Source organism: Psychrobacter sp. MES7-P7E, from assembly GCF_002863645.1.
Classification (GTDB): Bacteria; Pseudomonadota; Gammaproteobacteria; order Pseudomonadales; family Moraxellaceae; genus Psychrobacter.
In genome coordinates this window covers 1-15,580 of record NZ_PJBU01000075.1, presented here as the reverse complement: position 1 = coordinate 15,580, position 15,580 = coordinate 1, and the positions used below count along the sequence as shown (strand labels likewise).

Annotated in this window: 10 protein-coding genes; 9 read left to right on the top strand and 1 reads right to left on the bottom strand. The window is 42.4% G+C overall.

Features of this window, described 5'->3' with window-relative positions; all coding sequences use genetic code 11:
- The first annotated feature begins 74 nt into the window (after positions 1-74).
- From ahcY to CXF62_RS03885, 9 genes are all read left to right on the top strand, one after another.
- On the top strand, positions 75-1,499 hold the full coding sequence (gene ahcY / locus CXF62_RS03925) for an adenosylhomocysteinase (RefSeq protein ID WP_102092999.1): 1,425 nt from the start codon (positions 75-77) through the stop codon (positions 1,497-1,499).
- 13 nt (positions 1,500-1,512) lie between these two features.
- Complete coding sequence (gene metF, locus CXF62_RS03920; RefSeq protein ID WP_102092998.1) at positions 1,513-2,361, top strand: methylenetetrahydrofolate reductase [NAD(P)H]; 849 nt, start codon at positions 1,513-1,515, stop codon at positions 2,359-2,361.
- Between the two features lie 300 nt (positions 2,362-2,661).
- Positions 2,662-3,597, top strand: a complete 936-nt coding sequence (locus tag CXF62_RS03915; RefSeq protein ID WP_102092997.1) for a 16S rRNA (uracil(1498)-N(3))-methyltransferase — start codon at positions 2,662-2,664, stop codon at positions 3,595-3,597.
- A gap of 162 nt (positions 3,598-3,759) precedes the next feature.
- On the top strand, positions 3,760-5,472 hold the full coding sequence (locus CXF62_RS03910; RefSeq protein ID WP_102092996.1) for a putative bifunctional diguanylate cyclase/phosphodiesterase: 1,713 nt from the start codon (positions 3,760-3,762) through the stop codon (positions 5,470-5,472).
- Positions 5,473-6,066: 594 nt separating this feature from the next.
- Entirely contained in the window at positions 6,067-7,860 is a 1,794-nt protein-coding gene (locus CXF62_RS03905; RefSeq protein WP_102092995.1) for an acyl-CoA dehydrogenase C-terminal domain-containing protein, read from the top strand.
- A 348-nt stretch (positions 7,861-8,208) separates the two neighbouring features.
- Positions 8,209-9,993, top strand: coding sequence for an acyl-CoA dehydrogenase C-terminal domain-containing protein (locus CXF62_RS03900; protein ID WP_102092994.1), 1,785 nt, complete (start codon positions 8,209-8,211; stop codon positions 9,991-9,993).
- Between the two features lie 237 nt (positions 9,994-10,230).
- Positions 10,231-12,675, top strand: coding sequence for a site-specific recombinase (locus tag CXF62_RS03895; RefSeq protein WP_102092993.1), 2,445 nt, complete (start codon positions 10,231-10,233; stop codon positions 12,673-12,675).
- 193 nt (positions 12,676-12,868) lie between these two features.
- Complete coding sequence (locus CXF62_RS03890) at positions 12,869-13,228, top strand: hypothetical protein (RefSeq protein WP_102092992.1); 360 nt, start codon at positions 12,869-12,871, stop codon at positions 13,226-13,228.
- Positions 13,229-13,556: 328 nt separating this feature from the next.
- The gene (locus CXF62_RS03885) at positions 13,557-14,495 is read left to right on the top strand and encodes a lantibiotic ABC transporter permease (RefSeq protein WP_102093031.1); all 939 of its coding nucleotides are present in this window, start codon (positions 13,557-13,559) and stop codon (positions 14,493-14,495) included.
- 184 nt (positions 14,496-14,679) lie between these two features.
- Here CXF62_RS03885 and CXF62_RS03880 read toward each other — a convergent pair whose 3' ends face one another.
- Positions 14,680-15,516 (bottom strand): symmetrical bis(5'-nucleosyl)-tetraphosphatase, encoded by an 837-nt coding sequence (locus CXF62_RS03880; protein WP_102092991.1) that lies wholly within the window; start codon positions 15,514-15,516, stop codon positions 14,680-14,682.
- Positions 15,517-15,580: the final 64 nt, after the last annotated feature.

Genomic DNA, 15,580 nt, shown 5'->3' with positions numbered 1-15,580 from the left:
CGCTCACAGCGCAAACAACGGCACCTGCGTTTTTATTCTTTTTATCATTCGTTAACCACTGATAGGAGCATATTATGGACGCAGTGTCTACTACACCATCTGCCCATACGATCGATCCCTCTTTCACTGACTACAAAGTCGCTGACATCAGCCTTGCTGATTACGGCCGCCGTGAAATTACCCTTGCTGAAGCCGAAATGCCTGCCCTAATGGGTTTGCGTCGTCGCTACGAAGCAGACCAGCCGCTTAAAGGCGCGAAAATCGCTGGCTGTATCCACATGACCATTCAGACAGCCGTACTTATCGAGACACTAGTCGCGCTTGGTGCTGAAGTACGCTGGACATCATGTAATATCTTCTCAACCCAAGACCATGCTGCTGCTGCGATTGCTGCTGCTGGTATCTCTGTCTATGCTTGGAAAGGCGAAACAGAAGAAGAGTATGAATGGTGCCTACGTCAGCAAGTACATGTTGACGGCGAAGCATCAGGCCAACTGTGGGATGCTAACTTAATCTTGGATGATGGCGGTGATTTGACTGCTTTGATTCACAATGATTATGCAGAGCTTCTTGATAACATCCACGGTATTTCAGAAGAGACCACCACTGGCGTTCATCGCTTGGTTGAGATGCTTGGTAAAGGTACGCTTAAAGTACCAGCCATCAACGTCAACGATGCAGTTACCAAGTCTAAAAACGATAACAAATACGGTTGCCGTCATAGCTTAAACGATGCTATCAAACGCGCTACCGATATGTTCCTTGCTGGTCGCCGCGCTTTAGTTATCGGTTATGGTGATGTAGGCAAAGGCTCTACACAAAGCTTACGCCAAGAAGGCATGATCGTACGTGTTTCAGAAGTTGACCCTATCTGTGCGATGCAGGCATGTATGGACGGCTTTGAAGTATTATCACCATACATCGACGGTGACAACACGGGCGGCGCAGCCAGCATCAACAAGCGCTTGCTTGAAGACACTGACATGATCGTCACGACTACTGGTAACTACCATGTTTGTGATAGACATATGCTAGCAGCCCTTAAGCCTGGTGCTGTGGTATGTAACATTGGTCACTTTGACACCGAAATCGACACTCAGTTTATGCGTGATAACTGGCGCTGGGTTGAGATCAAGCCACAAGTGCATCAAATCTTCCGCTCAGACGATGAAAACGATTATCTAATCTTGCTTGCTGAAGGTCGCCTAGTAAACCTAGGTAACGCAACTGGTCACCCATCACGCGTGATGGACGGCTCATTTGCCAACCAAGTATTGGCTCAAATGTATCTGTTCGAAGAAAAATTCGCTGACTTGCCAGCTGACCAACGTACTGACAACCTATACGTAAAAGTATTGCCTAAAAAGTTAGACGAAGAAGTAGCCGCTGCGATGGTTGCAGGCTTTAACGGTACGCTAACCAAGCTGACCCAAAAACAAGCTGAGTATTTGGGTGTGCCTGTCGAAGGTCCGTTCAAGCCTGACGCTTATAAATACTAAAAGGAGCTAGCCTGTGAGTAAGCCTGCTTTCTCCTTTGAGTTCTTTCCTGCAAAGACCGAGCAAGGTCACGAAAAGCTTCTCAGCACTTATGATGAGCTTAATAAGTTGTCACCAGCTTATTTTTCGGTAACTTATGGTGCGGGCGGTTCAACCCGTAGCCGTACTTTAGATATCGTACAGGCACTAAGTACGCGTGGTACCACTGAAATCGCGCCGCATATGTCTTGTATTGGTGATGACAAAAGTGAAATCGCTGAATTGCTCGAGTATTATAAGACTTTAGGTATTAGACGCTTAGTAGCGCTACGCGGCGACTTGCCATCAGGTCAGGTGGGCATGGGTGAGCTACCATTTGCGGTAGATTTGGTAAAGTACATTCGTGAATATTCGGGTGATCACTTCCATATCGAAGTGGCCTCCTACCCTGAAATGCACCCACAAGCGCGTAGCTTTGAGTTTGATATCGATAATCTGGTAAATAAATACCAAGCTGGTGCCAATGCGTCGATTACCCAGTTTTTTTACAACGCTGACAGCTATTTGTACTTGCGTGATAAGTTAGAGAAACGCGGTATTGATACAGTAGCTCAGCCTTTGGTCGCTGGTATCATGCCAATTACCAATTCGAGCAATCTCTTGCGTTTTGCTGATAGCTGTGGCGCTGATATTCCGCGCTATGTACGCAAACAGTTGACGGATTTTGGTGATGATCGTAAGGCTATTCGTGAGTTTGGCTTTGATGTGGTTTATCGCTTGTGTGAACGCTTGATTGCCGAGGGCGTACCCGCTATGCATTTTTATAGCATGAACAAAGTTGAGCCAAACAAACGCTTAGTAGAAGCTTTGGGATTGACCGCTTAAACTTGTAAGCATTCTAAAATATCCCTTCATCATTCCTGAATACATTATTAATAACTGGCGCTTCTAGGAGCGCCAGTTTTTTATTGTCAAAATTTTGACCAATAATCCTTTACCGTTTTATTCATACACTTTATCTTATTTGATTTTTAAAAATTTCTTCACTGTGTAATAATGCTGCTCTAAAAATAATTTTCTTTATTAAGAAAAATTCTCATAAAACAAATGTCATTAATTGTCTCAAGTGATATTCTATAGATCTAATAATAACTATACTCAATCAAATAATAGGAATAAGACCACGTGCGACGTTTTTTTTATGCCATTAACAACGACAATGCTGATGCCTCAGCACTACCTAAATTGGGTGAGTTGCCACTAGGTAGCAATGTCGAATTACCCGATAGTGTAGTTCATCACTGGTGCCGTGTATTACGAGCCAACATTGGTGATCAAGGGATTTTGTTCGATGGATTTGGTGGCGAATATATAGTAGAGCTACAGGCAATCAGTAAAAAAAATGCCACTGCTACTTTGCTTACACATATAGACGACGATCGTACGCCGCCTACTATCACTCAGATTGGTTTGGTAATGAGCCGCGGTGAGCGTATGGACTATGCTATCCAAAAAGCAACTGAGCTTGGAGTGACTGCCATTCAGTTGCTCAGCAGCCACCATGGCGAAGTCACATTAAAACCTGCTCAAGTTGAAAAGAAACTGGCGCACTGGCAACAAGTGGCCATCGCTGCTTGTGAACAATGCGGCCTTAATCGCCCACCTCTTATTCTTGCGCCACAATCAATCAACGAATGGCTAAGCAATACCAATTCTGATGCTAAGACTACTGATGCTAAGACTACTGATGCTAAGACTACTGAGGCTATGGCTACTGACGTTACAAAGACGCAAATGGCTGTCAGTTCTATCGTTTCTGTGCTTAGTCATGATTCTTACTATCAAGTATTAGCAAACGCTCCAGATCTATGTATGCAGATGAGCGTACCAGCAGCAGGACAACCTGCCATGCCTAGTGCTCTACCTGATGTGCTTAAAAAACAAACTCCTTATATTAAACTACTGATTGGACCTGAAGGAGGTTTAAGTAGTGATGAGTGTAAACAAGCAAATAATGTTGGCTTTATACCGTGGCAAATTGGTACAAGAGTGTTACGCACTGAGACCGCACCAGTGGTTGCTTTGTCTACTATATCCGCCTTGTATAGCTGGAAACGATAACCAATAATAATAGTCATTATCATTAATAAATTTAAAAGTAGAACTTTTGTTTTACATTTTGTAGACTTAAAAGTGATCTTAGCTCAATGTTGAGAAGTTGAATCACCATATTTATTTTTATAAGCCATTATTTTATAAGCCATTATTTTGTGAGCCATTATTATGAGCGATTTTGACACTATCCCAGCATCGATTAAGCAACGGTTAATGACCGAACTGTGTGAGAGAATTGAAGATGCCATATTTATACTAGACGAAAATCTACGTTATTTATCTGTCAATCCTAGCTATGAGCTTTTGATTGGCTACAAAGAAGAGTTTTTAATCGGTCGTCCACTTGGTATATATGCTGCTGAATTTTTATCAGAAGCAGAGCAAGTAATTCTAAAAGATATCAAGAAAAACTTAAACGAACATGGTTTTTATGAACTTGATTTTTCGATGGCCAACCGTTATGGACAGAATATTGACTGTCATATTACTTATCGCAGAATTTATATAGATCAAATGGCTTATCATATTGGTATGCTGCGTGATATGTCTGCAGTTATTAAAGATCAAAAACAGGTCGCCCATTTACTCAACTATGATCAGCTCACAGGTCTCCCTAACCGCAAGGTATTTTTGAGTCAGACAAGTGACATGCTATTGGATAGTTACCAAGAGGTTGTCCTTGTACGCTTAAACATTGACCGTTATCGCAATCTTGCCAGCCTATTAGGGCCTGATGGTGCCAATGATTTAATAAAAAACTTTGCAGAAGGAGTCGAAAAGCTCAAACTGCATAATTTACGCTCCTTTTCTCACTTTGGGGGTGATGATTTTGCGCTATTATTTGAAGTTAAAGATGCCAATATGGTACGTCATCAGCTAGACACACTCATGCAAATGTGTGAGCGTCCCTTCTCTACTGACAAGAGCCATGCGACAGATGCAAATATCTATTACCATATTTCTGTGGGTGTGAGCCGTTTTCCAAAAGACGATAACGAAGTAACGGGTTTATTGACCAAAGCAGAAAAAGCATTGGACTATGTCAAGCAGCATGGAGGCGATGATATACGTTGGTACGATGAGGCCATTGAAAGCGCTACCGCTGGCAGTTTAGAGTTAGAGTCTGAGCTTAGGACTGCTACCATTGAAGGTCAATTTGTTCCTTATTATCAGCCAAAGTTCTCATTAGAGACTGGAGCTATCACAGGTTTTGAAGCATTGGTACGTTGGCAACACCCTACTCGCGGATTACTCAAGCCCGTTCATTTTATCAATGCCATTATCGCGCACAAGCTCTCCTTTGATTTGTTTTCGCAACTGGCCATTAAAATCGTCAAACAATTAGCCGTTTGGCAACAGCAAGGGTTTCATCAACACGTCTGTATCAACGCTGATGCTGCTGAGTTTAGCCACCCTGACTTCTTTGATATGGTGAGTACACTACTGACCGAGAATGACGTTGCTGCTGATCAGTTGCATATCGAAGTGACCGAGTCGTCTTTGATTCAGCGTCATGATAATGTAAAAAAACAGCTTAACTCGCTTAGAGAGCTTGGCGTACGTCTAGCGCTCGATGATTTCGGTACTGGTTATGCGTCATTGAGCTACTTGCAAGAATATCCATTTGATTTTATCAAGATTGATAAGAGCTTTATCTCCAATATTGAAACCGATCGTACCCAGCACGCGATTGTAAAAGCCATTTTAGACTTAGCAGTCGCTTTAGACATGCAGGTCGTTGCTGAAGGTATTGAAACTGAGCAGCAGCGCGATGTGTTGTTAGATATGGGTTGCAAAATTGGTCAGGGCTATTGGTTTAGCAAACCCGTGGCTGCTGATGTTGCCACTGCGATGCTGATTCAACAAAACGCTTCTGAGTAAATGCTAAGCTATTCGCTATAACTTATTAACCATAAGCTACTATGTTCAGACTCCTAACATACGAGCATATTTAATGTTTATCACGCTTATATCTGTGAAATAACTTACATGCTCGGTTCTACCAAAGAATGTTGTAATTTATACTAATGCGTTTGTCTTTCTGGCGAACGCTATTTTTTTGACTGTCGTTTTTTCATGTTAATACTGGTCATATAGAGGACTATCTGTCTTAGTAACGTTAGAGTTTTCATATGCTTAATGATGCTATTTCCTAGCGCCTAACGTCGATTGCATAACCGATGCAAGATAGGTTCATGACTTATCAGTCCTGTCACCAAACTTGTATAATCACCTATGAAAGCCTATCTTTTATAGTGAATTTGTTAGAGCACATTTAATCTCTCATTGACTCTGACAATCACCACTCTTTTCAACACTATTTTATGTAATCGATAGCATGGTTGACCTGCTTGACTGTTTATCCTTTATTTAGATTTTCAGATTGGCTAGGTAAGAATAACGCACTAGAGGATAGTGCGACCATATGCTCATTATTAGCTATGATCGGTTACATTCCAAAAAGGACAGGAAGTTATGCAATACAAAGCGCCCTTACGTGATATCCAATTCGTTATGCATGAACTACTCGATAGTGAAAGCCACTACAAAACTTTGCCTGCGTTCCAAGAAGCTGACCGCGAGCTAATGGACAGCCTATTTGAAATGGCTGCAAGCTTTGCTGAAAACGAACTGTCACCATTGAACCAAAGCGGTGATGCTGAAGGCTGTAAGTTTGATAATGGTAAGGTCACCACGCCAAAAGGCTTTAAAGAAGCTTATGACGCGTATTGTGAGCTTGGCTTCCCTGCTTTATCTGCTGAAGAAGATTTTGGCGGTCAAAACATGCCGTTCTCATTATCTACTGTCATCAATGAAATGGTTGGTACGGCTAACTGGTCATTCTCTATGTACCCTGGCCTATCACATGGTGCTATTCAAACCATCGAGCATCATGGTACTGACGAGCAAAAACAAACCTATTTAGAAAAAATGGTCACGGGCGAATGGTCAGGCACCATGTGTCTTACAGAAGCGCATGCTGGTTCTGACTTGGGTATTATCCGTACCAAAGCTGAGCCTAAAGAAGATGGTAGCTATAGCATCACGGGTCAAAAGATTTTCATCTCTGCCGGTGAGCATGACCTAACTAGCAACATTATCCATATTGTATTGGCTCGTCTACCAGGCGCACCTGCTGGCACCAAAGGTATCTCACTATTTATCGTTCCTAAAATGACGGTAAACGCAGATGGTAGCATTGGCGAAAGCAACAATGTCGTTTGTGGCTCTATCGAACACAAAATGGGTATCAAGGCCTCTGCAACTTGTGTCATGAACTTCGATGGTGCAACGGGTTACTTGATTGGACCTGAAAACCGCGGCCTACAGTGCATGTTCACCTTTATGAACGTGGCCCGTATCGGTACTGCTGTGCAAGGTTTGACTGCAGCAGAGTATGCGTTTCAAGGTTCATTGACTTATGCAAAAGACCGCTTAGCGATGCGTTCACTATCAGGTACGAAAGCACCAGAAAAAGCCGCTGATCCTATCATTGTACATCCAGCAGTTCGTAACATGTTGTTGACTGAAAAAGCCTTTGCTGAAGGTGGTCGTGCGCTAGTTTATTATCTCTCACACTTTGCAGATACCGTTGCAAAAGGCGAAGGCGAAGAGTTGAAGTTTGCTGACCAAATGTTATCACTACTGACACCAATTGCTAAAGCGTTCTTGACTGAAACAGGTTTAGAAGCTGCTAACCATGGTATTCAGGTTTATGGTGGTCATGGTTTCGTTAGCGAATGGGGTATGGAGCAGAACGTACGTGATACGCGCATCTCTTGCTTATACGAAGGTACCACAGAGATTCAAGCACTTGACTTGTTAGGCCGTAAAGTCTTGGGTTCACAAGGTAAGCTACTTGCTAACTTTGTAAACGTTATCAAAGAATTCTGTGAAGAAAACAAAGAAAATGACGAGATGGGTCAGTTCATTCGCCCACTTGCCAAGCATCTTAAAGAATGGGGCGATTTAACTGCACGCATCGGCATGCAAGCAACTGAAACGCCAGACGCTGTCGGCGGCGCTGCAGTAGACTATATGTATTTCAGTGGTTATGTCACCCTAGCCTACTTATGGGCACGTATGGCACTGGTTGCTCAGACTGCTATCGCAAACGGTACTGGCGAAAAAGCATTCTATGACGCTAAAGTTAAAACGGCTCAGTTCTACTTTGCTAAGCTATTGCCACGTACGACTACGCACGTACAGCGTATCAGCACTGGTGTAGAGCCATACATGAGCATGGACGTTGATCAGTTTGCCTTTTAATTAAAGCGCTAAACTTCGCTATCGTATAATCTTGAGCGGCAATATACTTCGGTGTGTTGCCGCTTTATTTTGCGCGTGCTTATGACAACTATCAACATAGTTTTGACTATAGCAACTGTCTATAAGTACCGACCCGCCTACCTTCTCACATTATAGTTATCAGCAAGGTGTCTATAAGCACTTCAATAGCCGTTGCTAACTTTTGGTGTACGCACAATTCACGAAGAAATACACTCGCTCACAAGCTTATTTGTTAAACTTTGATTATTAATCGCTAAGGTTATACCAAGAAAACAGTTGATAATCTTAACAACTTCAATTTTAATTATTTGAACCAAAGGAATGTTTATGGCTGTTTATAATGCCCCTCTTAATGACATGCGCTTTATCTTAAATGATGTATTTAAGGCGCCAGAGTTTTGGCAAAACAACGAAAACTTGGCTCATGTTGACATGGAAACTGTCGATATGATTTTAGAAGAAATGGGAAAACTGTCAAAAAACATTCTACTTCCTATTAACCGTAGCGGTGATGAAGAAGGCGCAACTTTCGAAGGTGATGGCGTCGTCACGACTCCGACAGGATTCAAAGAAGCCTACAAGCAATATGCTGAATCAGGCTGGGTTGGCTTAAGCGGTAATGCTGAATACGGCGGTCAGGGCTTCCCTAAAATGGTTACCATGCTCACCGAAGAGATGGTTTTCACTGCCAACCAATCATTTGCCCTATATCCAAACCTAACAGTCGGTGCGACGCTTTGCTTAAATGCAGCTGGCTCTGAAGAGCAAAAGCAAACTTATCTAGAAAAAATGTACAATGGCGAATGGGCTGGCACTATGTGCTTGACAGAGCCGCATGCTGGTACTGACTTGGGTATTATCAAAACCAAAGCCGTGCCTAATGATGACGGTAGCTATGATATCTCTGGCACCAAAATCTTTATCACTGGTGGTGAGCATGACCTTACTGACAACATCATTCATTTGGTATTGGCAAAAACACCAAATGCACCAGAAGGCTCAAAAGGCATTTCACTATTTGTCGTACCAAAATTCTTGGTCAATGCAGATGGTAGCTTAGGCGAGCGCAACACATTAGCGGTAGGCTCTATCGAACATAAAATGGGTATCAAAGCCTCTGCGACTTGTGTCATGAACTTTGATAATGCTAAAGGTTGGATGGTTGGCGCGGAAAACACTGGTCTATCATCAATGTTCATCATGATGAACTACGAGCGTGTCACTATGGGCTTGCAAGGCCTTGGTGGTTCTGAGCTTGCCTATCAAAATGCAGCGTTATATGCCAATGACCGCGGTCAAGGCCGTAGCGATACACAGCTACAAAGCCCAGAAAAACCTGCTGATGCTATTATCCATCATGCTGACGTCCGTCGTATGCTATTGAATGCCAAAGTAAACACTGAAGCGTCACGCTGTTTTGCGATGTATGTTGCCAAAAACCTTGATGAAGAGAAGTTTAGTACCGATCCTGAGTCGGCCAAAGCAGCTGCGGCTCGTGTTGCCCTATTAACACCAGTTGCTAAAGCGTTCCTGACTGATAAAGCACTAGAAGCCACTGTTGATTGTCAGCAAGTATTTGGTGGTCATGGCTATATCCGCGAATGGGGTATGGAGCAGATCGTTCGTGATACCCGTATTGCGCAGATTTATGAAGGCACCAACGGTATTCAAGCGCTTGACTTGTTAGGTCGTAAAGTTGCTCGTAACAACGGCAAGTACGTCACTCACTTCTTGGGCGAGATTCGTGACTTTGTTAACAACATGCAAGCAGACCACGCTATCAAACAAGCTACGTTAAATGCAGCAGATACCATTGAAGAGCTAACCACCACTGTGCTTAACAACATCGGCGAACGCAAAAATGAAATCAATGGCTGTGCGGTTGACTACATGCATGCGTTTGGCTACCTTGCCTACTCGTACATGTTTGCATTGATGGTAGAAGCCGCTAATGGCAAAGAAGGCGAGTTTTATACCAATAAAGCCAAGCTTGCTGATTATTTCGTCGGTCGTGTCTTACCGCGTATCGATGCTCATGCACAAATGGTCAAAGCTGGTAGCGACCCAATGATGAACTTTGATCTTGCTTATTTCGACGTTCCTGCAAGCTAAGCTCATGGCAAAGCTAACCTAAAATATCTTGATTAAAAGGACAGTCGTGTTACTGTCCTTTTTTTTGTCAAAATAACTGCTAACAAAATAATTCAATATCAATAGGCAGTTCCGATTAAAATAACGCAAGACAAGATGTCGCTCGACTACAATTGAACGATTGGTAAACATTACTCAACCACTTATACCGACTTAAATAATAAAAACGATTGAAACAACCATGATAAAGGGTGCGACGTGTCAGAATTAAAACGCATTTTACAACAGATTACCGCCTTGAGCGACGTGCCAGACCCTGCGGTACTTAAACGCTTGATTGATGAGCTACGAGTCAGTGATAAAGAACCTGCATTGGCCAACGAAAAAATTCAATCCCTTATTGATATCATACATCAGCATCCAGAATATGGAGATGGGCTGTCTAGTTTTGTGCTAAAACTGATTATTCAATATCGACAAATTGCGCTGTATACCGATACTGGTATTATGTCCGATCAAGGTTTCTTCAATAGCTTACGCCGGTTGATTGGCCATCGGTTTTTACCATTATTGCCACAAGATGACTCTGTCGTTGAACTGGTGGGCTACTTATTTAATAAACGCTCTGATGAACGCTGGCTGGCCAATATTGAAAAGGAAAAATGGGACAAACTGGTTGAGCTGGTTCGCGTAGAAGAGAAACACTTAAATCTAGTCGCTACTGCAAAAAACAGTATTCTAAACGCCATTATCATTTTGTCTTATCGCATCAGCGGTATCGGCTTGCATCCTGATTTGATGGAGTCGTATCCGCAAATACTGAACTATTCCGCGTCTTTTGTTGCACAAAATCAAGAAGCCGTACTCTTCGTCAATCAATATCGTCAAGCACATGAGCTTGATACCTTGACAGATATCACGCCTGAGCAAGCAGTCGACCCCGCGCCATTGTTGGTTATGCTGGAACAGTGCGAAGATATCGTCGCTACCGTACGCAAGCGAATTTATAAGACCGGTATTTCTATTCGTTTGACTAATATGATGCTGCGTCTAGATCAAAGCTTGCAGCGTATGCGGATTTTGACTGAGCTGGTCACAGACGATAATCAAAAGCGAGATCGTGCTGTTATCGAACTGATACAGGCGCTCATCACTACAGCCAACCAGCGCTATAGCATTGGTTATTTGATTGATAACAATACCAAACTACTCTCTCGTAAAGTCACAGAAAATGCCAGCCGCGTCGGTGAGCATTATATTAGTACCGACAAAGCTGGCTATCAAAAGATGCTCAAAAAAGCCTCTATTGGTGGTTTTGTCATTGCATTTATGGCAACCATAAAAATACTGGCGTATCACTTAGCGCTCGCACCCATGGGTCGCGCGTTCATCAACAGTATGATTTATGGTTTGGGTTTCGTATTTATTCATGTTATTCGCGGCACAGTCGCGACTAAGCAGCCAGCCATGACCGCGGCTGCAATCGCTTCTACCATATCTGAAGGCTCTGGTAAAAAATCACATCAGTTAACTAAGCTATCAGAATTGGTCGTCGATATCTTGCGCACCCAGTTTATTGCTATCATGGGTAACGTCATGTTAGCCGTACCCGTCGCCTTGATTATCTCTTTTGCTTGGTTGCAATATACTGGCGCGCCAATGATCGATACCGAAAAAGCAGGACACCTGTTACATGATCTCGACCCCTTTCACTCATTAGCACTACCCCATGCTGCCATTGCTGGGGTTTACCTATTCTTATCTGGTTTGATTGCCGGCTACTACGATAACTTGGCAGTTTATAACAACGTAGGCGCACGCATACAACGTCACAAATTATTAAAATACATATTGCCTAGTTCATGGCTTCAGCGTTTAGGCGGCTTTATAGAGGCCAACTTGGGCGCTATCATGGGTAACTTCTTATTTGGGGTGTTCTTAGGTAGTACCGCGACTATCGGCTATATCTTCGGCTTACCAATTGATATTCGTCACATTGCCTTTGCTTCAGCAAACTTGGCACACGGACTATTCAATATATCTGCTGATGACATCAGCTGGAGCCTCATCCTAATTTCTATACTTGGCGTGGCCCTTATTGGTCTGGTCAACTTGATCGTTAGCTTTTCGTTGGCACTGTTTGTCGCCCTACGTTCTAAAGAAGTTCGCTTTTTTGAATGGAGTCGCCTCACAAAACTGGTATTTGGCCATATTATTAGCCATCCGTCTGACTTTTTCTGGCCACGTGATAAGCCAATGAAATATGCGCGTATCGACAGTCAGGGTCACATGATATTTGATGACACTTCCGCACAAAAAAATGGCAAATCTATACCAAGTAATTATGTGGTAAGGCGTCTGTCTGATGTCAGGATACTGCCTGAATCTAAACATGCTGATGCTCAATATTCTCAGACCAATACAGATATCAACTATGAAAAGCAGCCGACAGATGAGCATACGCAGCCGTATAACTCTCCTGAAAAGGTAATGGATTTGGACGATGGTTTAATCGATGACGAACTAAACAGCGTTCCTTATACCGATGATATCCAATACGATAAGGCCACCAAAACGATAAGTGCGATTGATAGCGATGTTGTTAGTGATGAGCCACACTACACTGACTCTGATGACAAGCAAACTGGTGATGCAAAAACACCTCTACCAAAACCTAAAAAACCACCAAAGCTGCCTAGTTAAATAGGTAGTTGCGGTGGCTTTATGCTCGATCGACTGTTGTTACTAAAATTATTTGTCATAACGTCTGTTATCAGAGTATGTTCGATGCGCTATAAAGGTAGCGAAGCATTGGCTATATAATTAGCATTCTTTTGTCTATCATCCTAAATTGTACTAAATTAATTGACCACAGACTTTGATCATAGGAAAGAAAATGTCGTTCTTTTATCCTAAAGATGTAGATTTTATGGAGATGTTTGGATGCGAGAGTCATATAGATAATGATGGTTTGCTAGAATCCACATTCATTGATACACAAAATAAAAAAATGGTTTTTTCTATCAGTGATATTCAGAACTCAATATCTGCTTATATATATCAAGATGAAGCATTAATATTTAAGATATATGAAGAAGGAGCGATGAGGGTCATGATATATGAAAATCAGATCATTATAGAATATCTGAATTATCAGGATTTATACGCTAAAAGACTTACTATTATTGATGTGTATCCAATATTTAAAATTGACCACTCTACTCTGATAGACAAGGATATGAACCAGCTAAACTAAATACTTTAAAGGTATTATCATATTAAGATGTACCTACAGCGAACCAATCAGGTGCTTTCACTGGTTCGGTACCCTAGTGAGGACTTGAATATTAAGCTGTCGGCTAATGGTATCAACGTTTTAACTCGCTAAAACAGTCACAGTGTACTTCGTGGTGTACTTACCATACATATTCTATCTGTGATCGATGCGCTATACAGGCATCAATGTGGTAGGTATATGAGACACCTCGGAATTTTAATACTCTCTAAGATTGTTGGATATCAAACAATCCCAGCGTGGTTCAGCATATGTATCAAAAAAACATTTTTTATTAGGAAAGGCCATGCTGCTTAGTTTTATTGCGCGCCATAGCACATTAATTATGCCAGTTTGTGCAATTATGGGCTTTGTTTTTCCAAACTTATCCAATGCAGTATTGGTATATTTACCCCAAATATTGTTCTTCTTGATGTTTTTTACTTTACTAGGCATTGACCAATATGCACTTTTAAAGCGTATAGCGACAAGCTATGTATGGGTTTTTGCCTTGTTACAAAGCGGGGGCATGAGTCTAGCTTTAATAGTAATTGCTTATGCACTCGGTGTACGTGGCGATTGGCTATTGGCGATTGCAGGTCTTGGTGCCACTGCCCCATTATTCGGTAGTGGTGCGTTGGTCAATGCGGTGGGATTTGATGCACAACTGGCGACGGCAAAAACTATCGCTGCTACGCTCGTTATGCCCTGTACATTATTAGGCGTATTATGGCTATTAGGCGATGAAAGTTCGAATTTAGACGTTGGTCTTTATGTCAAACGCTTGTTAGTTTATATTTTCATGCCAATGGTGCTAGCTGTGGGAGTGCGTCGGTTTGTTCCACCTGCTATTTTGTCACGTTATTATCCCAAAATTGGGCAGTTTAATATTTTACTGCTGATGTTGTTTCCACTGGGACTGATGGCAGGATTTCGTACTACGTTTGACCATAATCCCTGGCAAGCGTTGTTATTACTAGTGCTAAGTTCGGTATTGGCATTGGTGTTTTATTTTACCGCTTATATAATATATCGGCGTTTTGGCTATGAGAATGCTATTGTCGCGGCGCTGGTATGTGGCGGACGCAATGTATTACTTTCTTACACCATAACTGTACCCTTTATGGGTGCGGTGTTTCTACCGTTACTGGGTGCTTTTCAATTACCAATGTTTTGCTTACCCTTACTGGGCAAATATATGGCAAAACGCCATACAACTAGGCCTATGGATTTAAAATCAAGTTTTTGAACAGCCAGACTGTTAATAGATGATTTATCGTTTAAAGGATTTATTTTTTGAGTATACCCCAACGAAACCAGTTATTTCACCCTTTAAGTCTATTAACAGACTACTTAAAACAGACTGGTATAATGGAACTACTTATAACAGACTGTTTATTTAGCCTTATATATTAAGACGCTTATAACCCTCTTTATGGACTCGGGCACTGTGCGCTTGAAGTAAAAACCTTGCCGTCACCCAATCGATAAGCCAATAGATAATTACCCCACACGCAGCCACCATCGAGTGCGCGCGCATGTGGCAAATCAATCTCGCCTTTTAGCGCAGCCCAATGACCGAATAGTATCTTACGAGTGCGCGGTACTTTCCACTCAAACCAAGGCAAAAAATCGGTTGGCATAGCCTCATCTAAGCCTGCTGAAAAGCTAAACTCAAGCGACCCATCCTGCTTACACAAGCGCATACGCGTAAAGTAATTAGCGATCGCCCGCATCTTAGTAAATCCTTCGATACCTGCATGCCATTCATCCGCTTCTTTGCTATATAGATTTGGCAGCAATTGGTCGAGCTGCGCTAAATTACTTTGCAGCTGAGCTTCTAATTGCTGTGCATACCCTGCAGCTGCTTCAATACTCCAGTGCGGTGGAATACCCGCATGTACCAATACAGTATGCTCATCAGGATAAGCCAATATTGGCTGCCTGCGTAACCATTCAAGCAAATCATCACAGTCATCCGCAGCAAAGATAGGTGCGGTTTTGTCTTTATTTTTAAGCTTGGCTGCACCGCGCCAGACTGCTATCAAATTAAGATCATGATTGCCCAATACCGTTGCCGCAGCGCCTTGCTCACACAACGCTTTGACATGACGCAGTGTGTTCAATGAGTCCTCGCCGCGTGCTACCAGATCACCAGCAAACCATAACTTGTCTTGGGTAGGATCAAAATCCAGTGTTTTTAGCAATTGTAGATACGCAGCATAGCAACCTTGTAAGTCACCGATAACATACTGATGGCGAAAACTCATAACACCTCAACGATTTAAACCCGATAGTTAAAGACGGCTCGATAAGAAATAAATACTTAAGTAC